The 23434-nt window shown below is 72.5% G+C and carries 23 protein-coding genes and 1 pseudogene; 14 read left to right on the top strand and 10 right to left on the bottom strand.

The genetic code is table 11. The features are described 5' to 3' along the window. The first annotated feature begins 8 nt into the window (after nt 1-8). Both OO52_RS27895 and OO52_RS27890 read left to right on the top strand, forming a co-directional pair. A complete protein-coding gene (locus tag OO52_RS27895; RefSeq protein WP_030654771.1) occupies nt 9-461 on the top strand; it encodes a GNAT family N-acetyltransferase in 453 nt (150 codons plus the stop codon). A 49-nt stretch (nt 462-510) separates the two neighbouring features. Continuing rightward, nucleotides 511-1104, top strand: coding sequence for a histidine phosphatase family protein (locus OO52_RS27890; protein WP_030654774.1), 594 nt, complete (start codon nt 511-513; stop codon nt 1102-1104). Here the strand turns inward: OO52_RS27890 and OO52_RS27885 are convergent. Next, a complete protein-coding gene (locus tag OO52_RS27885; protein WP_051818917.1) occupies nt 1101-1607 on the bottom strand; it encodes a DUF6314 family protein in 507 nt (168 codons plus the stop codon). The genes OO52_RS27890 and OO52_RS27885 overlap by 4 nt on opposite strands. After that, nucleotides 1604-1858 (bottom strand): hypothetical protein, encoded by a 255-nt coding sequence (locus OO52_RS27880; protein ID WP_030654780.1) that lies wholly within the window; start codon nt 1856-1858, stop codon nt 1604-1606. The genes OO52_RS27885 and OO52_RS27880 overlap by 4 nt, the downstream gene beginning before the upstream one ends. Nucleotides 1859-1977: 119 nt before the next feature. On the opposite strand from OO52_RS27880, the gene OO52_RS27875 reads away from it, so the two are divergent. After that, nucleotides 1978-4458, top strand: coding sequence for an alpha-L-arabinofuranosidase C-terminal domain-containing protein (locus tag OO52_RS27875; protein WP_030654783.1), 2481 nt, complete (start codon nt 1978-1980; stop codon nt 4456-4458). Here the strand turns inward: OO52_RS27875 and OO52_RS27870 are convergent. Both OO52_RS27870 and OO52_RS27865 read right to left on the bottom strand, forming a co-directional pair. Next, on the bottom strand, nt 4445-4885 hold the full coding sequence (locus OO52_RS27870; RefSeq protein ID WP_030654785.1) for a carboxymuconolactone decarboxylase family protein: 441 nt from the start codon (nt 4883-4885) through the stop codon (nt 4445-4447). The genes OO52_RS27875 and OO52_RS27870 overlap by 14 nt on opposite strands. Nucleotides 4886-4971: 86 nt before the next feature. Further along, a complete protein-coding gene (locus tag OO52_RS27865) occupies nt 4972-6204 on the bottom strand; it encodes a cysteine desulfurase (protein WP_030654788.1) in 1233 nt (410 codons plus the stop codon). A gap of 82 nt (nt 6205-6286) precedes the next feature. On the opposite strand from OO52_RS27865, the gene OO52_RS27860 reads away from it, so the two are divergent. The 11 genes from OO52_RS27860 (at nt 6287) to OO52_RS27810 (ending at nt 17497) form a co-directional block, all read left to right on the top strand. Beyond that, nucleotides 6287-6889 carry an ABATE domain-containing protein gene (locus OO52_RS27860; protein WP_030654790.1) on the top strand — a complete coding sequence of 201 codons (603 nt, stop codon included), beginning with the start codon at nt 6287-6289 and terminating at the stop codon, nt 6887-6889. A gap of 256 nt (nt 6890-7145) precedes the next feature. Continuing rightward, nucleotides 7146-9689: a YfhO family protein gene (locus tag OO52_RS27855; protein WP_234339859.1), complete on the top strand. Its 2544-nt coding sequence runs from the start codon at nt 7146-7148 to the stop codon at nt 9687-9689. 21 nt (nt 9690-9710) lie between these two features. Continuing rightward, the gene (locus OO52_RS27850) at nt 9711-10661 is read left to right on the top strand and encodes a glycosyltransferase family 2 protein (protein WP_030654794.1); all 951 of its coding nucleotides are present in this window, start codon (nt 9711-9713) and stop codon (nt 10659-10661) included. Further along, entirely contained in the window at nt 10661-11029 is a 369-nt protein-coding gene (locus OO52_RS27845) for a GtrA family protein (protein ID WP_030654797.1), read from the top strand. The genes OO52_RS27850 and OO52_RS27845 overlap by 1 nt, the downstream gene beginning before the upstream one ends. A gap of 47 nt (nt 11030-11076) precedes the next feature. Continuing rightward, nucleotides 11077-12105 carry an N-acetyl-gamma-glutamyl-phosphate reductase gene (argC, locus tag OO52_RS27840; protein WP_030654799.1) on the top strand — a complete coding sequence of 343 codons (1029 nt, stop codon included), beginning with the start codon at nt 11077-11079 and terminating at the stop codon, nt 12103-12105. A gap of 115 nt (nt 12106-12220) precedes the next feature. After that, complete coding sequence (argJ, locus tag OO52_RS27835; protein WP_030654802.1) at nt 12221-13372, top strand: bifunctional glutamate N-acetyltransferase/amino-acid acetyltransferase ArgJ; 1152 nt, start codon at nt 12221-12223, stop codon at nt 13370-13372. Next, nucleotides 13369-14277 carry an acetylglutamate kinase gene (argB, locus tag OO52_RS27830; RefSeq protein ID WP_030654807.1) on the top strand — a complete coding sequence of 303 codons (909 nt, stop codon included), beginning with the start codon at nt 13369-13371 and terminating at the stop codon, nt 14275-14277. The genes argJ and argB overlap by 4 nt, the downstream gene beginning before the upstream one ends. Further along, nucleotides 14274-15482 carry an acetylornithine transaminase gene (locus tag OO52_RS27825; protein ID WP_030654809.1) on the top strand — a complete coding sequence of 403 codons (1209 nt, stop codon included), beginning with the start codon at nt 14274-14276 and terminating at the stop codon, nt 15480-15482. Before argB ends, OO52_RS27825 begins: the two co-directional genes overlap by 4 nt. Before the next feature lie 7 nt (nt 15483-15489). Then, nucleotides 15490-16035, top strand: a complete 546-nt coding sequence (locus OO52_RS27820; RefSeq protein WP_030654810.1) for an arginine repressor — start codon at nt 15490-15492, stop codon at nt 16033-16035. A gap of 108 nt (nt 16036-16143) precedes the next feature. Further along, nucleotides 16144-16731: an RNA polymerase sigma factor gene (locus OO52_RS27815; RefSeq protein WP_030654811.1), complete on the top strand. Its 588-nt coding sequence runs from the start codon at nt 16144-16146 to the stop codon at nt 16729-16731. Beyond that, nucleotides 16721-17497, top strand: a complete 777-nt coding sequence (locus OO52_RS27810; RefSeq protein WP_030654813.1) for a hypothetical protein — start codon at nt 16721-16723, stop codon at nt 17495-17497. The genes OO52_RS27815 and OO52_RS27810 overlap by 11 nt, the downstream gene beginning before the upstream one ends. Nucleotides 17498-17506: 9 nt before the next feature. On the opposite strand, the gene OO52_RS27805 is transcribed toward OO52_RS27810, so the two are convergent. The 6 genes and pseudogenes from OO52_RS27805 to OO52_RS27785 all read right to left on the bottom strand — a co-directional run bounded on the left by OO52_RS27805 (nt 17507) and on the right by OO52_RS27785 (nt 23431). Beyond that, nucleotides 17507-18415: a serine/threonine-protein kinase gene (locus tag OO52_RS27805; protein ID WP_030654815.1), complete on the bottom strand. Its 909-nt coding sequence runs from the start codon at nt 18413-18415 to the stop codon at nt 17507-17509. Then, entirely contained in the window at nt 18412-20226 is a 1815-nt protein-coding gene (locus tag OO52_RS27800; protein ID WP_030654818.1) for an ABC transporter ATP-binding protein, read from the bottom strand. Before OO52_RS27800 ends, OO52_RS27805 begins: the two co-directional genes overlap by 4 nt. A gap of 106 nt (nt 20227-20332) precedes the next feature. Beyond that, entirely contained in the window at nt 20333-20515 is a 183-nt protein-coding gene (locus OO52_RS52195) for a hypothetical protein (protein ID WP_030654821.1), read from the bottom strand. A gap of 123 nt (nt 20516-20638) precedes the next feature. Next, a complete protein-coding gene (locus tag OO52_RS27790; protein WP_030654824.1) occupies nt 20639-21442 on the bottom strand; it encodes an FAD:protein FMN transferase in 804 nt (267 codons plus the stop codon). Beyond that, a pseudogene (locus OO52_RS47955) lies at nt 21443-22032 on the bottom strand (FMN-binding protein); the annotation flags it as partial. Nucleotides 22033-22048: 16 nt separating this feature from the next. After that, a complete protein-coding gene (locus OO52_RS27785) occupies nt 22049-23431 on the bottom strand; it encodes a ferredoxin reductase family protein (protein ID WP_030654827.1) in 1383 nt (460 codons plus the stop codon). Nucleotides 23432-23434: the final 3 nt, after the last annotated feature.

Here is a 23434-nt window from a genome sequence, read left to right as displayed (position 1 = left end):
ATCACCGCATGACCGATACACCTGACCTCCCCGAGGGGTACGAGTTCTCCGCCGACTCCGCCCGGGTCGACGTCGACCGTGTGCACGGCTGGCTGTCGTCCGACGCGTACTGGGCGATCGGCCGCCCGCGCGAGAGGCACGAGCGGGCGATGGCGGCCTCGCTGAACTTCGGGGTGTACGCCACGACCTCGGGGGAGCAGGTGGCGTACGCGCGCGTGGTCACCGACCAGGCGCTGTTCGCCTGGCTCGCGGACGTGTACGTCGACCCGTCGGTGCGCGGAAAGGGCGTCGGCACGGCGTTCGTCGCCCGGATCCGCGCGCACCTGGAGCCGCTCGGCCTGCGCCGGCTGCTGCTGGCCACGCAGGACGCGCACGGGGTCTACGAGAAGCTGGGCTTCCGGCCGCTGGACCGTCCCGAGCTGTACATGGTGCACACCTTCGGGCAGACGGTCGACGCCTGACCGCACCCCGGCTCTTGACCTGTTGCTCGCCGGGGCTCACCATCACCGCATGCCACAGAGGGTGACGTTCGTCGCCGCCGCGCGCGGTGCCGCGCTGCTCGCGGAGCGCTTCGAGGACGACCGGCCGCTGGACCAGGGCGGCTGGGACGAGGTGCAGCGTGTCGCCGGGGACCTGCTGCCGCTGGCCGCTGCCGAGCTGCGCTACTGCTCGCCGACGCCGCGCAGCCGGGCCACGGGCGACGCCCTGGGGTACGCCCCGCTGGTCCAGCTCGCGCTGCGGGACTGCGACATGGGCCGCTGGCGAGGCCTGACGCTGGGCGAGGCGATGGCCCGGGAGCCGGAGGCGGTGGACGCCTGGCTCGCCGACCCGCGGTCCACCCCGCACGGCGGCGAGTCGCTGCTGGCGTTCATCTCCCGGGTCGGCGGCTGGCTGGACACCCGGCCGGCGGACGACGGCGGCCGGATCGTCGCGGTGGCCGAGCCGTCCGTGATCCGGGCGGCCCTGGTCTACGCCCTGAAGGCGCCTCCCTCGACCTACTGGAACATCGACGTCCGCCCGCTGTCCACGACGACGGTCACGGGCCGCGCCGGCCGCTGGAACCTCCGCTTCGACGGCGTCCAGGCCCAGGCCTCGCGCCGCTAGGGCCTGTCCGACGATTCCGGTCCGCTGCGCGAGGCCGTGCCCGCGCTCTCGCCGGTCGCTCCTTGGCGCACGTAGTCGGTGGTGAGGACCAGGTCCTTCGCCGGCCCGCCGACCCGCCACACCGTGCGCCAGTGGTCGGCGTCCCGGACGGTGAACTCGCCCCGGTAGAGGTCGGCCGCGCAGGGGTGGTCGGCGACGTACCGGCCCGTGGTCAGGTCCAGCTCGTGGAAGGGCCGCCCGTCGGCGAACCGCACCTCGGCCCGGCCCGGACCGGACCCCGGCAGGAACCGCAGGGTCCGGGTGGCGGGCCGCGCGATTCCCCGCCAGGTGAAGGTGCCGGACTCCTCGTGCAGCAGCCCACCGCCGTCCAGCGCGGTGAAGACGGTCGTCCCGGTGAAGTGTCCGTCGTCCCCGCTCGCCAGGTCCCGCACCTCGCGTTCGACGCGCCACCGCCCGGCCAGATGGGCCAGTACGTCGGGTACGGGCCAGAACTCGCCCGTCACCGTGCCCTCCCGGGCCGCCGGCGAGTGCCGTCGGGCGACTCGGCGGGTGACCTCCGGTCCGCCTGAGCCCGGATCTCGTGGTGCGCGGCATGACTCGTGGCGCGGAACGCCTCCTCGTACGCGGCCAGCGCCGCCCCCACACCCGCGCCCGCTCCGCCCCGGCGCCGGATCACGCGCGCGAGCCAGGTGAGGAGCCCCAGCACCCCGGAGAAGAAGCCGAACACGACCACGTACGGCACCCACCCATCCATGCCCCGGAGCTTACGCGGCCCTCCCGTCGGCCCATTGACGCGGTCATGCCCCTTCCCTATCGTGCGTTCGAAGTGCTGACCAATGTCTGATATTTCGAACAATGAGCCGCGGAGTATCCATGTCACGCACCGCCCGCTGGAGACTCGGCCTGGGAACGTGCGCCGTTCTGCTCGCCACGGCCGCCCTCCCCGCCCCCGCCCACGCCGAGGACGTCACCGACTACGCGATCACCGTCGATCCCGCCGCCACCGGGCCGACGATCGACAAGACGATGTACGGCGTCTTCTTCGAGGACATCAACCGCGCCGCCGACGGCGGCCTGTACGCCGAACTCGTCCAGAACCGGTCCTTCGAGTACTCCACGGACGACAACAAGGCCTACACCCCGCTGACCGCCTGGGCGGTCTCCGGCACCGCGCGGGTCCTGAACGACTCCGGCCGCCTGAACGACCGCAACCGCGCCTACCTCTCCCTGGGCGCCGGTTCGTCCGTCACCAACGCCGGCTACAACACCGGCATCGCCGTGCGGGAGGGCGAGACGTACGACTTCTCGGTGTGGGCCCGCGCCGAGGCCGGCGGCACGCTGACCGTGACCCTCCAGGACTCCGGCGGCACGCTCGCCACCGCCCGGCGGATCGCCGTGGCGAAGAACGGCTGGGCCCGGTACAAGGCCGTCCTCACCGCCATCCGCACCAGCACCACCGGCCGCCTCACGGTGGCCGCCGACGCCGCCACGGCCCTGGACATGGTGTCGCTCTTCCCGCGCGACACCTACCGGCACGAGCCCAACGGCCTGCGCAAGGACCTCGCCGAGAAGATCGCCGCCCTGCACCCGGGCTTCGTCCGCTTCCCCGGCGGCTGCCTGGTCAACACCGGCTTTATGCAGGACTACAGCGAGGCCTCCGGCTGGCAGCGCAAGCGCTCCTACCAGTGGAAGGACACCGTCGGCCCGGTCGAGCGGCGCGCCACCAACTCCAACTTCTGGGGCTACAACCAGAGTTACGGCCTCGGCTACTACGAGTACTTCCGGTTCGCCGAGGACATCGGCGCCATGCCGCTGCCCGTCGTACCGGCCCTGGTCACCGGCTGCGGCCAGAACAAGGCCGTCACCGACGAAGCCCTGCTCCAGCGGCACATCCAGGACACCCTCGACCTCGTCGAGTTCGCCAACGGGCCCGCCTCCTCGAAGTGGGGCAAGGTGCGCGCCGGGATGGGCCACCCCAAGCCCTTCCACCTCACGCACATCGAGGTCGGCAACGAGGAGAACCTGCCGAACGAGTTCTTCGCCCGCTTCCAGCGGTTCCGCGCGGCCCTCCAGGCGAAGTACCCGTACCTGAAGGTGATCTCCAACTCCGGTCCCGACGACGCGGGGGCGACCTTCGACACGGCCTGGAAGCTCAACCGGGACGCCGGGGTCGACATGGTCGACGAGCACTACTACAACAGCCCGCAGTGGTTCCTGCAGAACAACGACCGCTACGACTCCTACGACCGCTCCGGCCCGAAGGTCTTCCTCGGCGAGTACGCCTCCCAGGGCAACGCCTTCAAGAACGGCCTCGCCGAGGCGGCGTACATGACCGGCCTGGAACGCAACGCGGACGTCGTCAAGCTCGCCTCCTACGCCCCGCTGTTCGCCAACGAGGACTACGTCCAGTGGAGCCCGGACATGGTGTGGTTCAACAACCACGCCTCCTGGAACTCGGCCGACTACGAGGTCCAGAAGCTGTTCATGACGAACGTGGGCGACCGGGTGGTGCCGAGCACGGCCACCGGCACCCCGAGCCTGAACGGGCCCCTCACGGGCGCGGTCGGCCTCTCCACCTGGAACACCAGCGCCGCCTACGACGACGTACGGGTCACGGGGGCCGACGGCGGCACGCTGTTCAGTGACGACTTCTCCGGTGACGCCTCCCGGTGGACCCACACCGGCACCGGCGCCTGGACCGTCCAGGACGGCCGGTACGTCCAGACGGACGACGCCGCCGAGAACACCATGGCCCAGGCCGGCGACCCGTCCTGGCACGACTACGACCTGCACGTGGAGGCCACCAAGAAGTCCGGCAAGGAGGGCTTCCTCGTCGCCTTCGGCGTCAAGGACACCGGGAACTACTACTGGTGGAACATCGGCGGCTGGAACAACACCCAGACCGCCGTCGAGCAGGCCGTGGACGGCGGCAAGTCCACGCTGATCTCCAAGGCCGGATCCGTCGAGACCGGCCGTGCCTACGACGTCGACGTCAAGGTGCGCGGCCGCCAGGTCACCCTGTACCTCGACGGCGAGGAGTGGGGCAGCTTCACCGACGACAAGCCGGCCGAGCCGTTCCGCCAGGTCGTCACCCGGGACGCGAAGACCGGCGAGCTGATCGTCAAGGTCGTCAACGCCCAGGCCGCCGCGGCCCGCACGGCCATCGACCTGGGCGGCGCCGAGGTGGCGTCGAAGGCGAAGGTGACGACCCTCGCCGCCGCGCCGGACGCGGTGAACACCGAGACGTCCACGGCGGTCGCCCCGCGGACGTCCACGTTCACCGGGGTCGCGGGGAAGTTCACCTACACCTTCCCGGCGAACTCCGTCACCTTCCTGCGGATCAGGCAGAGGTAGTCGCGGGCGCGGGCTGCTGTCCCACCGGCAGCAGCCCGCGCTCGGCGAAGACCTTCTTCGCGGCGAAGGTGGCGTTGAGCGCCTTCGGCATGCCGCAGTAGACGGCGGAGTGCAGCAGCGCCTCCGTGATCTCCTCGGGGGTGAGCCCGACGTTGAGGGCCGCGTTCACGTGCACGTCCAGCTGGGCCTCGCAGCCGCCGAGCGCGGTGAGCATGCCCAGCGTGACCAGCTGGCGGTCGCGCGGGGCGAGCCCGGGCCGGTCGTAGATCTCCCCGAAGGCCCAGGCGACGACCTGGTGCCCCAGCTCCGGGCTGATGTCGGCGAGCGAGTCCACGACCCGCTGCCCGGCCTCGCCGTCGACCTTCCGCAGGACCTCCAGGCCGTGGGCGAAACGCTCGTCACGGGTGCTGCTGTGTTCGTTGCTCATGACCGCAACCGTAGGAGTTGGAGCACACTCCAAGGCAAGCGCGCTCCAACGCGGGCGCGCTTCGGTGGAAGCACGCGCCGACGCGTTCAGACGCCGAAGTAGCGCTGCGCCGCCCGTACCCCCGCCACCAGCGCGTCGACCTCCTCCAGGGTGTTGTAGACGTAGAAGCTCGCCCGGGTGGTGGCCGGGATGCCGTAGCGGCGGACGACCGGGCGGGCGCAGTGGTGGCCGACACGGACGGCGACGCCCCGCTCGTCCAGCACCTGACCGACGTCGTGCGGGTGGACGCCGTCGACCGTGAAGGAGACGGCCGAACCGCGGTCGGTGAGGTCCGCGGGGCCGACCACCCGGACCCCGGGCACCTCGGCGAGCAGTTGGAGGGCGCGGGCGGTGAGCGTGTCCTCGTACGCGGCCACCTCCGCCATGCCCAGCCGCTCCAGGTACTCCACCGCCGCCGCGAGCCCCACCGCCTGCGCGGTCATCGGCACGCCCGCCTCGAAGCGCTGCGGCGGTGGCAGGAAGGTGGTGCGGTCCATCTCCACTATCTCGATCATCGAGCCGCCGGTCAGGAACGGCGGCAGCCCGGCGAGGAGCTCGGCGCGGCCCCACAGCACGCCGACGCCGTTCGGGCCGAGCATCTTGTGCCCGGAGAAGGCGAGGAAGTCCGCGCCCAGCTCACCCACGTCGACCGGGCGGTGCGGGACGGACTGGGCGCCGTCCACGACCACGAGGGTGCCGTGCGCGTGCGCGCGGTCGGCGAGCGCGCGCACCGGGTTCAGCGTGCCGAGGACGTTGGACTGGTGGGCGAGGGCGAGCACTTTCGTGCGCTCGTCCAGCAGCTCGTCCACCCGGGACAGGTCGAGGCGGCCGTCGTCGGTGAGGCCGAACCAGTCGAGCGTCGCGCCGGTCCGCTCGGCGAGCTGCTGCCAGGGCACCAGGTTCGCGTGGTGTTCCATCTCGGTCACCACGATCCGGTCGCCGGGGCCGATCCGGCCGGCGTTGCCCAGCGCGTAGGCGACCAGGTTGATGCCCTCGGTGGTGTTCTTGGTGAAGACCACCTCGTCGTCGGCCGCGCCGATGAACCGGGCGACCGTGTGCCGGGCCTGCTCGTACGCCTCCGTCGCCTCGCCCGCCAACTGGTGCGCCCCGCGGTGCACGGCCGCGTTGCGCGTGAGGTAGAAGTCCCGCTCGGCGTCCAGCACCTGGAGGGGCTTCTGGGTGGTGGCCCCGGAGTCCAGGTAGACGAGCGGCGCGCCGCTCGCCACCGTCCGCCGAAGGATCGGGAAGTCCTTGCGCAGCGCGTCCACGTCGAAGCCCACCACGGCTCACCTCTCACGGTTTCATGCTCGGTTCTCCGTGAGACACGCTAAGTCCTCCTCACGGAGAACCGCAAGGATTACCATGAGAGCCGTGGATCACGAGGCCCCCGTCTACCTGCACCAGCTCCCCGTCCCCGGCGAGGACCGGTACGCCGCGCTGGCACTGGTCAACACGCGGTTCACGGTCAGCCACGGCCAGGTCGACCTGCTCGACGACACCGAGGCCGCGCACCTGTGGCTGGTCCGGCACGCGTTGCTGCCCGACCGGGTGAGCCTGAACGGCAGGCAGTCCGGCCGGCTGCGGGTCCTGCGCGAGGCGCTGCGGGCCCTCTTCGCTGCCCGGGCCGCCGGGACGCAGCCGCCCGCCGACGCCCTGGACACCCTCAACGCCACCCTCGCCGCCGCGCCCGCCACGCCCCGGCTGGCCTGGACCGCCGACGGCCCCCGCCGCGCCGACGTCCCCGACTCCGGCAACCCGGCCGCCGCCGCGCTCTCCCAGCTCGCCGAGGACGCCACCGACCTGCTCACGGGCGCCGACGCGGACCTGCTCACCGAGTGCGCCGCCCAGGGGTGCGCCCGCTGGTTCCTGCGCTCCCACGGCGCCCGCCGCTGGTGCACCACCAAGTGCGGCAACCGGGTCCGGGCGGCCCGGGCCTACGCGGCCCGCAAAGCCGGTTCACCTTGAGAACACCTACCGGAAAGCGAATGTTTTCCGGTAGGACATGTAATTCACGCGGTGTTTCCCGTATTCGGAAGATGTCGCCTCACTTTTCGGTGAGCGCACAACCATCCGGAATCACGCTCCGTCTAAGTCGGCGAATCGATGGGGCACACATTCTGCGAGGACCGCCGAAAATGCACCGCAATACAACGCCCGGCGAAAGTGACACAGCGCACGGGAACCCGCCGCGACACCCGGACAGGAACCGGGTGTGAAAACGATGTCCCGACCGCGGCAGGCCGCCGCCCTGCTCGCCGCGGCCGTCACGATCACCGCCTTCTGCGCCGGTGACGTGCTGGCGCGCAGCTATCCCTTCGGCCCCCGCACCCGGAGCGTCAACGACCTCGGCAACCAGTACGTGCCCTTCCACGCCCACCTGTGGGACCTACTGCACGGCAGGGCCCACGGCGGCCTCCTCGTCAACTGGCAGTCCGGCTACGGCGCCGCCTTCCTGCCCGACCTCGGCACCTACCTCGGCAGCCCCTACGCCCTGCTCGTCGCCCTCTTCCCGCGCGACCAGATCGACCTCGCCGTCTACGCCGTCACCCTCCTGAAGACCGCCTCCGCCGCCGCGGCCATGGCCTGGCTGCTGCTCACCCTGCGCCCCGGCCGCTGGTGGGCGGCGGGCCTGCTCGGCGCCTCGTACGCGCTGTGCGGCTGGAGCACGGCCGACGCCTCCTACAACCCGATGTGGCTCGACGGCCTGATCGCCCTGCCGCTGCTGTGCCTGGTCGGTGAGTGGGCGCTCACCGGACGCCGGCGCCTGACCGGCGTCCTGATCGTCGCCCTCGCGTGGACCGCCAACTTCTACACCGCCTACATGGCCACCCTCGGCGCCGCCCTCGTCCTGCTGCTGCGCCTGCTGCTCGCCCGTCCGCCGCGCCGGCAGGCGCTCGCCACGGCCGGTCGCGCCGCCCTGACCACCGTCCTCGGCGTGGGCCTCGCCGCCCCGCTCGTCACGGTCGTCTACTTCGGCACGAAGCACGCCTACCCCGGCCGCGTACGCCAGTTCGCCCCCGTACCCACCGAGGACGTGGCCGCCCGGCTGCTGCCCGCGACCTACGGCTTCGGCTCCCCGGCCCTCTACGTCGGCATCACCGCCCTGCTCCTCGCCCTCGCCCTGCCCTTCCACCGCGCGGTCCCGGTCCCGGTGCGCGCCGGCTGGACGGCGCTGGCACTCCTGGTGGCCCTCTCCCTCCAGTGGGGCCCCACCCACCTGCTCTGGCACGCCTTCGCCACCCCGCAGGGCAGCCCCTACCGGCAGGCGTTCGTGCTGTGCGGCCTGCTGGTCGTCGCCGCCTGGCACGCCGTGGCGTACGGCCTGCCCGACCGGCGCGCCCTCGGTGCCGCGACCGCGCTGCTCGTGCTGATCATCGCCGTCGCGAGCCGCAGCGCGCTGGTGCGGCCGTACACCTGGCCGGTGCTGCTGCTCGCCCTCGCGGGCGCCGTCGGCGGCCTGGTGCTGCTGGGCCGCGCCGGGCGGCGCACCCGGCTCGCCGGGCTGGCCGTCGTCCTGCTCCTCGGCGCCCAGGTGGGCGAGACGGCCGCCACCTCCGCTGTGGACACCCGGCTGCGCCTCGGGCACCTGGACGACTACACGCCCTGGGGCGAGCGGCAGGAGACACAGGCGGCGGCGATCGCCGGGGCCGACGACTGGCCGCGGTACCGCACCGACCCCGGCCGCGAGCAGACCGTCGGCAACGACCCGCTGCTGGTGGGCGGCGAGGGTGCCCAGTACTACAGCAGCCTCACCTCGGACGTCCTCAGCCGCACCCTCACCGCCCTCGGCGACGGCTGGACCTCGCGCGGCCGGAACGTGCAGAGCCTGGACAACGCCGTCACGGACGTCGTCTTCTCGGTCGGCGCCCGGGTGCACTCCCCGCCCGACCCGCACCAGAAGTACCTGTCCCCGCACGCCGGTCCGGTGACCGTCACCCGCCGGGACGTGCCGCCCCTGGTCACCGTCCGGGCCGCGCCCGACAGGAAGCCGTTCGGGCCGTCGCCGTACCGCAACCAGGAACTGCTGCTCGGCAGCCGCGTCTACACCGTGCCCCGTGTCACCGTGCACGACGACGACGGGCGGCCGCTACCGTCCCGCCGGGTCGGCACCGGGAACGCCCTGGCCCGGCCGACGATCACCGCCCGGTGCCCGGCCGGCACCCAGGTGCACCTGTGGGCCCCGCACTTCTCCGGCACCGCGCGGCTCGCCGGCGCCGGGGAACCCGCCCGGTTCCGGTTCGAGTTCCCGCGCAACCGCGCCGCCATGGAGCCGCTCGGCACCGCCCCCGCCGCGGGGTCGCTGCGGATCGAGCTGCGGCCGGACCGGCCCGGCCGCATCCCGTCCGCCGCCGTCGGCTGCCTGGACACGGCCCGGCTGGCCACCGCCGCCGCCCGCCTGAAGGCGACCGGTGCCACGGAGGTGACCGTCTCCGGCGCCACGGTGCGGGCCCGGCTGCGCCCCGGCAGCAAGGGCACCGCGGTCGTCGCGGCCCCCCGGATCGCCGGCTGGCGCTGCGCCACCGGCGACGGGCCCGAGCGGCCCGCCGAGGACTTCCACGGGCTGATCGCCGTGCCCCTCGACGGCACCGCCACCAGCCTGACCTGCACCTTCCACCCACCCGGCCTGCGGCTGGGCACGACCGTGGGCGCCGCCTCGCTGCTGACGCTCGCCCTGCTCACCGCCCTCACCGCCGTCCGCCGCCGGCGCGCCCCGGTGCCGCCCACGACCACTTCACCGCGCGAGCGCGTGACCACCGCTCTCTGACCGCGCCCAGGGGGGACCCGCATGCTGATATCGATCGTCGCGCCCTGCTACAACGAGGAAGACGTCCTCGCCCGTTTCCACGAGGAGGTCCAGAAGGTCGCCGAGGAACTGCTGCCCCTCGGCCACGACATGGAGTTCGTCTACGTCGACGACGGCAGCCGGGACCGTACGCTCGCCGTCCTGAAGGAACTGGCGGACCTCGACTCCCGGGTGCGCTACGTCTCCTTCAGCCGCAACTTCGGCAAGGAGGCGGCTCTGCTGGCCGGCCTGCGGCACGCCTCGGGCGACTCGGTGATCGTCATGGACGCCGACCTCCAGCACCCGCCGGCGCTGATCAAGCGGATGGTCGAGCTGCGCGAACAGGGCCACGACCAGGTCATCGCCAAGCGCACCCGCACCGGCGACCGGTTCACCCGGACCCTCACCGCCCGGCTGTACTACCGGCTCGTCAACCGCCTGGTCGACGTCGAACTCGTCGACGGCGTGGGGGACTTCCGGCTGCTGTCACGCCGGGTGGTGGACGCCGTGCTGGCCCTCACCGAGTACAACCGGTTCTCCAAGGGCCTGTTCGCCTGGGTGGGCTTCCCGAGCACCACCTTCGAGTACCAGAACGCCGCCCGCGAGGCAGGCCGCACCTCCTGGAACCTGCGCGGCCTGCTCAACTACGGCCTCGACGGCCTGCTCTCCTTCAACAACCGCCCGCTGCGCGCCGCGCTCTGGCTCGGTGTCGGGCTGCTGCTGTGCGCGGGCCTCTACACCGCCTGGATCGTGGGCGCCGCGCTCGCCCACGGTGTCCAGACCCCCGGCTATGTGACCATCATCACCGCCGTAACCGCCCTGGCGGGCGTCCAGATGGTCATGCTGGGAGTCATCGGGGAGTACACCGGCCGCATCTACTACGAGGTGAAGGGGCGCCCGCACTTCCTGGTGAAGGCGACCAACGTGGAACGGACGAAAGATCTCATCCCCTGATGCGGCAGATTCTGACCTTCGCGGCGGTCGGCGTCGTGAACACGGCGACCTACTACTGCCTTTACCTGTTGTTCCTGACCGCCCTTCCTTATCTGGCCGCGCACATCCTGGCTTTTCTGCTCAGCATGATCGGCTCCTTTTTTCTGAACGCGCGCTTCACCTACCGGACCCGGCCCACCTGGCGGAAATTCCTGCTGTTCCCGCTGACGAACGTGACCAATTTCCTGATCACCACGGCGGGCGTCTACGTGATCGTCGACCTCCTGCACGCCGGCAGCCGCTTCGCTCCGCTGCTCGCCTCCGCGGCGGCGATACCGGTCACCTTCGTCGTCTCGCGCCGGGTGATGCTGCCCAAGGCGATTGCATAAACGTGCAGCGATACGTATAGTCATGCCATCCAGGATGGAGGATGGACATGGCGGTACGTGCGGCGGTGGCCGGAGCGAGCGGATACGCGGGCGGTGAGGTCCTGCGCCTGCTCCTCGCGCACCCCGAGGTCGAGATCGGTGCCCTGACCGGGAACTCCAACGCCGGACAGCGGCTCGGCGCGATCCAGCCGCACCTGCTGCCGCTGGCCGACCGCGTGCTGACCGAGACCACCCCCGAGGGCCTCGCGGGGCACGACGTGGTCTTCCTCGCGCTGCCGCACGGGCAGTCCGCCGCCGTCGCCGAGCAGCTCGGCCCCGAGGTCCTCGTGATCGACATGGGCGCCGACTTCCGGCTCAAGGACCCGGCCGACTGGGAGAGGTTCTACGGCTCCCCGCACGCCGGCACCTGGCCCTACGGCCTCCCCGAACTTCCGGGTGCCCGCGCCGCGCTGGAGGGGTCCAAGCGCATCGCGGTACCCGGTTGCTACCCGACCGCCGTCTCCCTCGCCCTGTACCCGGCCTACGCCGCCGGACTCGCCGAGCCCGAGGCGGTGATCGTCGCCGCGTCCGGCACCTCCGGCGCGGGCAAGGCACCCAAGCCGCACCTGCTCGGCAGCGAGGTCATGGGCTCCATGTCGCCGTACGGCGTCGGCGGGGGCCACCGGCACACCCCCGAGATGATCCAGAACCTCAGCGCGGTCGCCGGACAGACCGTGAAGGTCTCCTTCACGCCGACCCTCGCGCCGATGCCCCGGGGGATCCTCGCCACGTGCAGCGCGTCCGCCGTCGAGGGGGTCACGGCCGAGGCGGTGCGCGCCGCCTACGAGAAGGCCTACGCCGACGAGCCCTTCGTCCATCTGCTCCCCGAGGGCCAGTGGCCCGCGACGGCGTCCGTCCACGGTTCCAACGCCGTTCAGGTGCAGGTCGCGTACGACGCCGCCGTGGGCCGCATCATCGCGATCAGCGCCATCGACAACCTGACCAAGGGCACCGCGGGCGGTGCCGTCCAGAGCATGAACATCGCCCTCGGTCTCGACGAGACCACCGGGCTTTCCACGATCGGAGTCGCACCGTGAGCAAGGGGCACCTCCCAGCGGTAGCTGGGGGAGTACGTGCAGCCGCCGGGCCGCAGACGACGACGATGGCCGCACCGCTGCGCTGCACGGGCGGAGAAGCGAACAAGGAGATGCAGTGAGTGTCACGGCAGCCAAGGGATTCACGGCGGCCGGCATCGCCGCCGGGATCAAGGAGAACGGCAACCCCGACCTGGCCCTCGTGGTCAACGACGGGCCCCGCCGTGCCGCCGCGGGCGTCTTCACCTCCAACCGTGTGAAGGCCGCGCCGGTCCTCTGGTCCGAGCAGGTCCTCAAGGGCGGCCAGGTCTCGGCGGTCGTCCTCAACTCCGGCGGCGCCAACGCCTGTACCGGCCCCCGGGGTTTCCAGGACACGCACGCCACCGCCGAGAAGGTCGCCGAGGTGCTCGGCCGGGGCGCCATCGAGGTCGCCGTCTGCTCCACCGGCCTGATCGGTGTGCTGCTCCCCATGGACAAGCTCCTCAAGGGCGTGGAGACGGCCGCCGCCTCCCTGAGCGAGCACGGCGGCGAGAAGGCCGCCATCGCCATCAAGACCACCGACACCGTCCACAAGACGTCGGTGGTGACCAAGGACGGCTGGACCGTCGGCGGCATGGCCAAGGGCGCCGGCATGCTCGCGCCGGGCCTCGCCACCATGCTCGTCGTCCTCACCACCGACGCCGACCTGGACGACGAGACCCTGGACAAGGCGCTGCGCGCGGCCACCAGGGTCACCTTCGACCGCGTCGACTCCGACGGCTGCATGTCCACCAACGACACCGTCCTGCTGCTCGCCTCCGGTGCCTCCGGCGTCACCCCGGAGTACGAGGAGTTCGCCGAGGCCGTGCGGCAGGTCTGCGCCGACCTCGGCCGGCAGCTCATCGGCGACGCCGAGGGCGCCAGCAAGGACATCAAGGTCGAGGTGATCAACGCGGCGAGCGAGGAGGACGCCGTCGAGGTGGGCCGCTCCATCGCCCGCAACAACCTCCTCAAGTGCGCGATCCACGGCGAGGACCCCAACTGGGGCCGCGTGCTCTCCGCGATCGGCACCACGAAGGCCGCCTTCGAGCCGGACCAGCTCAACGTCGCCATCAACGGCGTCTGGGTCTGCAAGAACGGCAGCGTCGGCGAGGACCGCGACCTGGTCGACATGCGCTACCGCGAGGTCCACATCGTGGCCGACCTCGCCGCCGGCGCCGAGACCGCGACCATCTGGACCAACGACCTGACCGCCGACTACGTCCACGAGAACAGCGCCTACTCCTCATGACCACGACGCGGAAACACACGGCACTGCCGAAGGCACAGATCCTCATCGAGGCGCTGCCCTGGCTGACCCGGCACCACGGCAAGATCGTCGTCATCAAGTTCGGCGGCAACGCCATGGTGAACGAGGAACTGAAGGCCGCCTTCGCCCAGGACGTCGTCTTCCTGCGGCACGCCGGCCTCAAGCCGGTCGTCGTGCACGGCGGCGGCCCGCAGATCAGCGCCGCCCTCGACCGGCACGGCATCGTCAGCGAGTTCAAGGCGGGCCTGCGCGTCACCACCGAGGACGCCATGGACGTCGTACGGATGGTGCTCGCCGGGCAGGTGCAGCGCGAGCTGGTCGGCCTGCTCAACCAGCACGGCCCGTTCGCCGTGGGGCTGACCGGCGAGGACGCGCACACCATCACCGCCACCAAGCACACCCCGGAGATCGACGGCGAGCCGGTCGACATCGGACGCGTCGGCGAGATCACCGCCCTCGACACGGGCGCGATCGAGGCGCTGCTGGCCGACGGCCGCATCCCGGTCGTCTCCTCGATCGCCCGCTCCCAGGACGACGGACATGTCTACAACGTCAATGCTGATACGGCGGCTGCGGCACTCGCTGCGGCACTGGGCGCCGAGACCCTCATGGTCCTCACCGACGTCGAGGGCCTCTACGAGGACTGGCCGAACTCCGACGAGGTGATCAGCCGGCTCACCGCTTCCCAGCTGGAGAAGCTGCTGCCGGAGCTGAGTTCCGGCATGGTGCCGAAGATGGAGGGCTGCCTGCACGCCGTGCGCAACGGCGTGACGACCGCCCGCGTGATCGACGGCCGGGTCCAGCACTCGATCCTGCTGGAGATCTTCACCGACGAGGGCATCGGCACCATGGTCGTGCCCGACGAGCTTGAGGGGGACGCGCAGTGACGGGCAACCAGGAGCTGACCGAGCGCTGGCAGGGCGCGCTCATGCACAACTACGGCACCCCGCGGCTGCCCCTCGTCCGCGGCGAGGGCACCAAGGTGTGGGACGCCGAGGGCCGGGAGTACCTCGACTTCGTCGGCGGCATCGCCACCAACGCGCTGGGCCACGCCCACCCCGCGATCGTCGAGGCCGTGACCCGGCAGATCGGCTCCCTCGGCCACATCTCCAACTTCTTCATGGCCGAGCCCACCGTCGCCCTCGCCGAACGGCTCCTGGCGCTGTTCGGCCGGGAGGGCCGGGTCTTCTTCTGCAACTCCGGCGCCGAGGCCAACGAGGCCGCCTTCAAGATCGGCCGGCTCACCGGGCGCACCCACATGGTCGCCACCGACGGCGGCTTCCACGGCCGCACGATGGGCGCCCTCGCGCTCACCGGCCAGCCCGCCAAGCAGGAGCCCTTCCGGCCGCTGCCCGGCGAGGTCACCCACGTCCCCTACGGCGACGCGCAGGCGCTGGCCGCCGCGGTCACCGAGGACACCGCCCTGGTGGTCATCGAGCCCGTCCAGGGCGAGAACGGCGTCGTCGTGCCCCCGGCCGGCTACCTCAAGGCGGCCCGCGCGATCACCGCCGCCACGGGTGCGCTGCTCGTCCTGGACGAGGTGCAGACCGGCATCGGGCGGACCGGCACCTGGTTCGAGTACCAGGCCCACGAGGGCGTGCTGCCCGACGTCGTCACCCTCGCCAAGCAGCTCGGCGGCGGGCTGCCGCTCGGCGCGACCGTGGCCTTCGGCCGGGCCGCCGAACTGCTGCGGCCCGGCCAGCACGGGACCACCTTCGGCGGCAACCCGGTCGCCTGCGCCGCCGGACTCGCCGTGCTCGACACCATCGAGGGCGAGGGCCTGCTCGACAACGTCAAGCGGCAGAGCGGGAGGTTGCGGGACGGCGTCGAGGCACTGAACCACCCGTTGATCGATCATGTCCGGGGTGCGGGCCTGCTCCTGGGTATCGTGCTCACCGGGCCGCGCGCACCGCAGGTGCAGCAGGCGGCCCAGGAGGCCGGGTTCCTGGTGAACGCGCCCGCCCCCGACGTCGTACGGCTCATGCCGCCGCTGAATCTCCGCGACGACGAGGTGGGTGCGCTGCTCCGGGCGCTGCCCGGCATCCTCGACGCGGCGAGCCCTGTGGACGGGGACGGACGATCCGGAGAATGAGACGACGATGAGCGAGGCGCAGGACCACGAGGCGGCCAACGGGGCCGGCCCCGCCGTGCCGCAGACCCGCACCGCACGGCACCGCCGGATCGTGGACATCCTCAACCGGCAACCGGTGCGGTCGCAGAGCCAGTTGGCGAAGCTGCTCGCCGACGACGGGCTGAACGTCACACAGGCGACGCTCAGCCGGGATCTCGACGAGCTGAACGCGGTGAAGATCCGCAACACCGACGGCGACCTGATCTACGCGGTGCCGAGCGAGGGCGGCTTCCGTACCCCGCGGGCTCCGCTGGGGGAGTCGGCCAAGGAGGAGCGGATGCGCCGGCTCTCCCAGGAGCTGCTGATCTCCGCGGAGGCCTCGGCGAACCTGGTGGTCCTGCGGACTCCTCCGGGGGCCGCGCAGTTCCTCGCCTCCGCCATCGACCAGGCGGAACTGCACGACATCCTGGGGACGATCGCCGGTGACGACACGCTGCTGTTGATCAGCCGCGATCCCAGCGGGGGCCAGGCCCTGGCGGACCATCTGCTGCGGCTGGCGCAGAACGGGCACTGACCGCGTGCGGGGCCCGGCCGACGGACGCAGAATGGGCATGTGATCTTCCGCGGCGAGCGGCCAGGGGGACGGTCAATCCCCTGGCGGCCGTCGAACGTATACAGAGGTGTGTCGGGATTTCGGTTCCCCGTCGGCCGCCTCCCGGACGAGGCTCTGCTGTCCGGGCTGGCCGCCGGAGATCCGGAGCTGGCCGTCATCTTCGTACGGAGGTTCCAGCACCGGGTCTTCGGCGTGGCCGTGGCCGTCACCGGGGACCAGCAGCTCGCCGAGGACGTCGCCCAGCAGACGTTCGAGCGCGCGTGGCGTCACGCCCAGATCTACGACTCCCGTCGAGGCTCGGTCATGACCTGGCTGACGACCATCGCGCACAACCTGGCCGTCGACGCGGTCCGGGCCCGGCGGACGGAGCCGCTGGCGCCCGAGGACCTCGAAGAGCTGCTGGACGTCGTCACCGAGACCCCCGAGCGGTGGGCGCTGGCCGACGAGGCCTCCGCCCAGGTCCGGGCCGCCCTGGCACGGCTGCCACGGGAACAGGCCAGGGCACTGATGATGGCCGGCATCTACGGCATGACGGCCCAGCAGGTCGCCGACGTGGAGCGGATCCCGCTGGGTACCGCCAAGACGCGGATCAGGACGGCGATGGCACGGCTGCGCACCACCGTCGCTTCTCCGGAACGAGGCGACCATGTCCAGTGACGCGAACTGCGAGAAGCTGCGGGAGATCGGTCCCGAGCTGGCGCTGGGCGTGCTGCCCGGCCGGGAGCGGGCCGAGGCGGTCGCCCATCTGGACCGGTGCGCGGACTGCCGGGAGTACATCCGGCAACTGACGCTGGTCGGCGACCGGCTGGTCGGCCTGCTGCCGGACCGCGAGCCGCCGCCCGGTTTCGAGACCCGGGTGGCGCGTGGCCTCGCCCAGTCGATGACGGCGCCCGAGGGGCAGCGGCGGCCGGCGGGCGTCTTCGGCCGCTCGCGCCGGGGCCTGCGCCACGGCGCCCGGCGGGCCCGGGTACGGGTCGCCGCGGTCGGCGCCGCGTTCGCCGTCGCCGTCGGATTCGCCGGCTGGGCGGTCGGCACCGCCGTCGAGGAGGTCACCGCCTCGCCGCCGCCCGCCGTCGAGTCGGAGCCGGTGCTGGTCGGGGACATGACCCCGGTCGGGCGCGGCGGGGAGCCCGTCGGCGAGGTCTACGCCCACCCCGGCAGCCCCGGCTGGATCTTCGTGTCCGTCGCCATGACCCGCCCCGGCACCCGGTACACCGGAACGGTCAGCTGTCTCCTGGAGCGCACCGACGGCACGCGTGTCCGCGTCGGCGACTTCGCCGTGCGCGACGGACACGCCAACTGGGGCGTGGCGGTCCCCGTCGACCTCACCCGGTACTCCGGCGCCCGTCTGACGTCGCCCGACGGCACCGTCCTCGCCACCGCGCAGCTACGGAAGGGGGAGGTCCGCACTCCGGAGGCGTGAACCGGCCGCTCAGCCGCCGCGGGGCTGGACGGGCAGCGCCGCCTCCAGGGCGGCGGCCAGCGCGGCGACGGTGGGCCGCGCCGCCGGATCGGCGCGCAGACAGCCGTCGACGGCGGCGGCGAGAGGGGCCGGCAGGCGCCGCCGGGACGCGATCGGCGGCGCCGCACGCTCCAGTTGCGGGTACCAGTCGCCCGGGTCACCGGTGCCGGTGCCGTCACCCGGCTCGTCCCCGGCGTAGGGCCGGTGTCCCGTCCCTCCGGTCGTGCGGCACTCGAAGGGCAGGTCACCGCACGCGACCTCGTACAGGGTGACCCCGATGCCCCACACGTCGGCGGCGGCCGTGAGCGTCCCGCCGCGGGCCTGCTCCGGGGCGAGGTAGCAGCAGGTGCCCAACCCCGCCGGAGCGGGCCCCGGAGGCCGCGCGACGCTCAGGTCCAGCACCTTCGCGAGACCGCGGTCCACCACCACGTTCGACGGCTTGAGGTCCAGGTGCAGCAGGCCCCGGCCGTGCAGATAGTGGACGGCGGAGCAGAGCTGCGCCCCGAGGAGCGCCACGTCGGCCGCGGACGGCCGGCGCCGCAGCCGGTGCAGCAGGTGGGACAGCGTCTCGCCGGTCAGCGTCTCCAGGACGACGAGCGGCTCGGGCTCGGTGAAGACGTCGTAGGCGCGGACCAGATGGGGATGGGTGAAGTCGCGCAGCCACCGTCCCTCGCGCAGCAGCCGCTCACCGAGCCGCCGTTCGCCCCGCCGGTCGGGACGCACGGTCTTGAGCACACACCGGCAGTGCCGTTCCTCGCTCCAGGCGTCGTAGACGTCGAGCCAGCCGGTGCGCGTGAGCCCCGCCAGGACCCGGTAGCCAGGGACCGGCTGTGCGCCGGGGGCCAGGGGCGGCATGGCCGTCCCGGTGGTGACGCTCATGACCGCGCCGCCCCCGAGTGCAGCCGGTGCAGCCGGGCGTAGGTGCCGTCGTGCCCCAGCAGGTCGTCGTGGGTGCCGTGCTCGATGATCCGGCCGTGGTCGAGCACCAGGATGCGCGTGGCGTCGCGGACGGTCAGCAGGTTGTGGGAGATGACGACGGTCGTCCGCCCGGCCATGAGCCGGCGCAGCGGGTCCATGATCCGCCGGCCGGAGCGGACGTCGAGCCCGGCCGTCGGTTCGTCAAGGAGCAGCACGGGCGCGTCCCGGATCATCGCGCGGGCGATGGCCAGGCGCTGGCACTGTCCGCCCGAGAGGGTCCGGCCGCGCTGGCCGACCAGGGTGTCGTAGCCCTCCGGGAGCAGCTCGACGAACGCGTGCGCGTCGGCCGCCCGTGCCGCCGCGACGATGTCCGCGTCCGTGACGCCCGGCCGCCCGTAGGCGATGTTGTCCCGGACGGTGCCGTGGAAGACGAGCGTCTCCTGCAGCACCACCGCCACGCTCTCCCGCACGTCGGACAGGCTGATCCGGCGCAGATCCGTCCCGTCGAGGCGGACCGCGCCCCGGTCGGGGTCGTAGAAGCGGAGCTGGAGCTTGGCGATCGTCGACTTGCCCGCCCCGCTGGCCCCGACCAGCGCCAGCGTCTCCCCGGGCGCCACGTGGAAGGACACGTCCGCGAGCGCCCAGGAGGAGCCGCCCGGGTAGCGGAACCACACGCCGTCGAACTCCACGTCCCCGCGGGCGCGGCCGGTCCGCCGGGCGTCCGGGGCCTCGGTCACCTGGGGCCGCTGGTCCAGCAGTTCGATGATCCGTTCCGCCGAGGCGGAGGCCGTGTAGAAGGTCGTGCCGAGGTGGGACAGGCCGCGGACCGGGCCGTACAGCTTGCCGATCAGCGCGAGGAAGACCAGCAGTCCGCCGAGCGTGAGCTGCCCCTGGGCCAGCTTCCAGGTGCCGAGGCCCATCACCGCGAGGCCGCCGGCCACCTCGATGACCTCCACGACGGGTCCGTACACGGCACGGATCCGCGCCGAGGCCATCGCCGCCCGGAACCGGCCGAGGTTCTCCCGCTCGAACCGGTGCTCCTCCCAGCCCTGCCGGTTGTACGCCTGCACGAGGGCGACATTGCCCAGCGACTCCTCGGCGATCGCGCTGAGCGAGCCGCTGCGGCGCCTGCGCTCCCGCGACGCCTCCTTGAGCAGCCGCGAGAAGTGCCGGGCGGCACCCCAGAACAGGGGCACGATGACCAGGGCGAGCACGGTCAGGTCCCAGCGCAGGTAGAACAGCAGGCCGAGGAAGACGGCGAGGCGGACGACGTAGTAGAGGGCGTCCGCCACCCCCGAGAGCAGGAACGTCTCCACCGCGTCGACGTCGCCCGTGACCCGGGACAGCACGTCACCGAGCCTGCGGCGCTCGAAGAAGCCCAGCGACAGCCCCTGGACGTGCCGGAACACGTCGGAGCGCAGCGCGAGCAGGAAGCGCTCGCCGACCCAGGTGGACGTCACGTCGTCGGCGAAGCCGAGGATTCCGGAGCAGAGGACCAGGCCCAGGTAGGCCGGCGCGATCCACAGGAAGGGGTGCAGGTCCCGGGGGACGAGCACGTCGTCCACGAGGACCTTGAAGAGCCACAGCTCCGCGGCGTCGACGGCGGGACCGGTCAGGCTGAACAGGACGACGGGCGCCAGCCAGCGCCGGCCGCCGCGGGTGTACGGCCAGAACCGCCGGAACACCTCGCGCGGCGGCACCGGGGGCGCGGCCGCGACGACGGCGTCGGAGGTCTCGCCCGCGGAGAGCAGACGCCGCAGGACGTGCGCCATGGCAGCGTTCCTCGTCGCGTTCTTCGGTGCGTTCCCCGTCGCGTCTCGGGGATCGGCCGAGCGGACCGGGTCCTTGGGCCCGCGGTCCGCTCAGCGTCGTACGCGATCAGTAGTTGTCGTGGCCGTGGCGGTCGCCGTGGTCATTGCCGTGGCCGTGGCCGTGGCCGTGGCCCCGGCCGGTGTGGCGGTCGCCGTGGCCGTGACGGTGCCCGTGCCCCGAACTGTCGTGCCGGGACGTGTCGTTGTCGCGGTCCCGCATCGCGGGCAGCAGGCTGCTGAAGATGGCCATGTCGTTTCCTCCTGGAACTTGCCTCACAGGGGATACGTCCCAGGGCGGAAGTCGGATGGCGTCACGGAGGAAAAACTTCCGGACGGTCGACCGGGAGCCGCGTGAACCAGGAGCCGGCCGCTCTCAGCCCAGCCGTGCGGCCAGCCCCCCGGTGCACCGCACCTCGTCGCCCGCGGTGATCAGCAGGGCCTCCACGTCCGGCAGGGACTCCAGCCACGCCAGCCCCGCCCGCGAACCCATCGCGAACGCGGCCGTGGCCCAGCAGTCGACGAACGTCAGACGCGGCCCCACCACCGTGACCGCCACCAGGTCCGTCACCGCGGACCGGCCGGTGCGCGGATCCACGATGTGCGCACCCCGCTCCGCCGTACCCGAGGTGGCCACGGCCAGCTCCTCGGTGCCGGCCGCCGAGACCACCGCCGCCAGCCCGCCGGGCCGGAGCGGATCGGACACGCCCACCCGCCAGGGGCGCTGCGGCTCCGGCGCGCCCAGCAGCTGCACGTCCCCGCCCCCGTTGACGCTCACCCCCCGCACCCCGGCCACCGCCGCCAGCACCCGCGCCGCACGCTCGGCCGCCCAGCCCTTGACGATGCCGGTGGGGTCGAGCGACCCCCGGTAGCGCGTGCTGAACCATCCCTCGCTCACCCGCTCCGCCTCGGCCGCCAGCTCCAGCACCTCGGCCACCTCGGGAGCGCACCGCGAGACGTCCAGCTCACCCCGGGCCAGCCGCGACACCTCGCTGTCCTCGCGGTAGGTGCTGAAGAGCGCGTCCGCCCGGTGCAGCCCGGCGACGGCCTCGGCGAGCGCCGCCCGTACCGCGTCCGGATCCCCGCCGCGGACGTCGAAGGAGAAGACCGTCCCCATGACCTCCTCCGCGTGACGCACCGCGGCGGGTGCCTTCGCCGGCTCGGCCACCGTGTCAGCCACCGCCGCCACGGCTTCCTGGTTGAGCCTGGGGACGGCGAGCTGCGTCTTCTGGTCGCTGAGGCCGCCCTTGGGCGCCTGCACCGCCTCCGCCTTCGTGATCTTCCCGCCGCTGACCGTGATCCGCACCTGGACCGGCCCGTACTGGGTCCGCACGGCCTTCCCGGTGACGGTCCGCGCCTGCGCCGCGCCGGAGGAAGCCGGGGTACCGGACGAGGCCTGCTTGCCGCCACGGCTTCCTGGTTGAGCCTGGGGACGGCGAGCTGCGTCTTCTGGTCGCTGAGGCCGCCCTTGGGCGCCTGCACCGCCTCCGCCTTCGTGATCCTGCCGTCACTGACGGTCAGCCGTACCTGCACGGCCCCGTACTGCGTCTGCGCCGCGTCACCGGTCACCGTGCCGGAACCGGCCCCGGCGGCGCCCCGCGTTCCGCCCTGCGGCGACTCCTGCCCGGCCGCCGTCGCCTGCGGGGCCGCGCCCGCCGCCGACGCGGCGGCCGGATCCGACGCCGGCTTCAGCGACAGCAGCAGCACGACACCGGACACGGTCGCGGCGGTGGCCAGCACGACCCGCCGCACGGGGTGGCTCTTCCTCATCGCTTCGCAGCTCCGCTCACATCTCGAACGACTCGTGGTGGATACGGCGGGCGGGCACACCCGCCTCGCGCAGTGCCTCGTACACCGACTGCGCGAACCCGGGCGGACCGCACATGAAGACGTCGTGCCGGTCGATGTCCGGCATCTTCCGCCGGAGGTTCTCCGCGGAGATGTCCGGCCGTTCGCCCTCCGGGCTGTTCACCGCGTACATCAGCCGGGCCCCCCGCTCCTCGGCGATGGCCGCCAGCTCGTCCCACAGCGCCAGGTCCTGGGTGGTGTTCGCCCGGTACAGCAGCGTGATGTCACCGGCGGCACCGGGCAGTGTCTCGAACAGCGCCCGCATCGGCGTGATGCCCACCCCGCCCGCGACCAGCAGCACCTTGCCCCGGCTGCGGCGCTGCGCGGTGAGCGCGCCGTACGGGCCCTCCGCCCACACCTTCGTCCCCGGCGCCAGCTCGCGCAGCCGGGCGCTGTGGTCGCCGATCGCCTTCACCGTGATCCGCAGCATGCCGGGACGCGGGGCGGCCGACAGGGAGTACGGGTGCGAGCTGAACCGCATCCCCGGGGCGAGGAACCGCCAGCGGAAGAACTGGCCCGCCTCCGCGCCCATCCGGTGCAGCTTCCGCCCGCCGATCAGCACCGACACGATGCCCGGCGTCTCCTCGATCACCGCCTCCACGTACATGCGGTGCCGGAGGTTCAGCCGGATCGGGGTGAGGACGCGGTACCAGACCACCAGCGCGGTGACCGCGCCGTACAGGCCGTACCAGAAGGTCTTGGCGGCGGGCTCCACCGCGAAGTCGTTGCCGGTGGTGATCTGGTGCCAGAACGTCAGGAACACCGCCGCGTAGGTCAGCAGGTGGACGTGGTACCAGGTGTCGTACGGCAGCCGGCGGCGGATCCCGCTGACGGACGTCAGCCCGATGACCACGAACAGGCCCGTGCCGATCGCCGCCTTGCCCATGTCCGGCAGCTGGCCGATGGAGTCGGTCGTCTGCTGGACGATGTCGCCGAGCGACCGGCCGGCCTGGCGCGCGTACCCCCACATGACGAGGAAGACGTGGGCGACGACCAGGCACAGCGTGTACCGGCCGCTCATCGCGTGCCAGCGGGCCACCCGGTCCGAACCGACCCGCCGCTCCAGCGCCGGGACGCGCGCCATCTGGAGCACGACCAGCGCCATCAGATAGCCGGCCAGCAGACCGGTGATCCGGCCCGCACCGAGGATGCGGCCGGTGTCGTCGGCGATGGAGGGGGTGTTGTGCCACCAGAGCCACAGCACGGCCACCGCGCCCGCCCAGACGGCGAGCAGCAGCGGGACGGCCGGGGAGCGGCGCGGGCGGATGCGGCGCATCGTCTGTCGTCGGGCGGCACGTCCGCCTGCGAGCGTGGTGGTCACGGT

The organism is Streptomyces flaveolus (genome assembly GCF_000716535.1).
In the GTDB taxonomy this organism is placed as follows: Bacteria; Actinomycetota; Actinomycetes; order Streptomycetales; family Streptomycetaceae; genus Streptomyces; species Streptomyces flaveolus_A.
The sequence above is the reverse complement of the archived record's forward strand: the minus strand, read 5'-3'. Positions and strand labels throughout refer to the sequence as shown.

Excerpts from the sequence above, each read along its gene's own strand:
- OO52_RS27895 (WP_030654771.1), top strand. The coding sequence starts at position 9 with ATGACCGATACACCTGACCTCCCCGAGGGGTACGAGTTCTCCGCCGAC.
- OO52_RS27890 (WP_030654774.1), top strand. The coding sequence starts at position 511 with ATGCCACAGAGGGTGACGTTCGTCGCCGCCGCGCGCGGTGCCGCGCTG.
- OO52_RS27880 (WP_030654780.1), bottom strand. The coding sequence starts at position 1,858 with ATGGATGGGTGGGTGCCGTACGTGGTCGTGTTCGGCTTCTTCTCCGGG.
- OO52_RS27875 (WP_030654783.1), top strand. The coding sequence starts at position 1,978 with ATGTCACGCACCGCCCGCTGGAGACTCGGCCTGGGAACGTGCGCCGTT.
- OO52_RS27870 (WP_030654785.1), bottom strand. The coding sequence starts at position 4,885 with ATGAGCAACGAACACAGCAGCACCCGTGACGAGCGTTTCGCCCACGGC.
- OO52_RS27860 (WP_030654790.1), top strand. The coding sequence starts at position 6,287 with ATGAGAGCCGTGGATCACGAGGCCCCCGTCTACCTGCACCAGCTCCCC.
- OO52_RS27855 (WP_234339859.1), top strand. The coding sequence starts at position 7,146 with ATGTCCCGACCGCGGCAGGCCGCCGCCCTGCTCGCCGCGGCCGTCACG.
- OO52_RS27850 (WP_030654794.1), top strand. The coding sequence starts at position 9,711 with ATGCTGATATCGATCGTCGCGCCCTGCTACAACGAGGAAGACGTCCTC.
- OO52_RS27845 (WP_030654797.1), top strand. The coding sequence starts at position 10,661 with ATGCGGCAGATTCTGACCTTCGCGGCGGTCGGCGTCGTGAACACGGCG.
- argC (WP_030654799.1), top strand. The coding sequence starts at position 11,077 with ATGGCGGTACGTGCGGCGGTGGCCGGAGCGAGCGGATACGCGGGCGGT.
- argB (WP_030654807.1), top strand. The coding sequence starts at position 13,369 with ATGACCACGACGCGGAAACACACGGCACTGCCGAAGGCACAGATCCTC.
- OO52_RS27820 (WP_030654810.1), top strand. The coding sequence starts at position 15,490 with ATGAGCGAGGCGCAGGACCACGAGGCGGCCAACGGGGCCGGCCCCGCC.
- OO52_RS27810 (WP_030654813.1), top strand. The coding sequence starts at position 16,721 with ATGTCCAGTGACGCGAACTGCGAGAAGCTGCGGGAGATCGGTCCCGAG.
- OO52_RS27805 (WP_030654815.1), bottom strand. The coding sequence starts at position 18,415 with ATGAGCGTCACCACCGGGACGGCCATGCCGCCCCTGGCCCCCGGCGCA.
- OO52_RS27800 (WP_030654818.1), bottom strand. The coding sequence starts at position 20,226 with ATGGCGCACGTCCTGCGGCGTCTGCTCTCCGCGGGCGAGACCTCCGAC.
- OO52_RS52195 (WP_030654821.1), bottom strand. The coding sequence starts at position 20,515 with ATGGCCATCTTCAGCAGCCTGCTGCCCGCGATGCGGGACCGCGACAAC.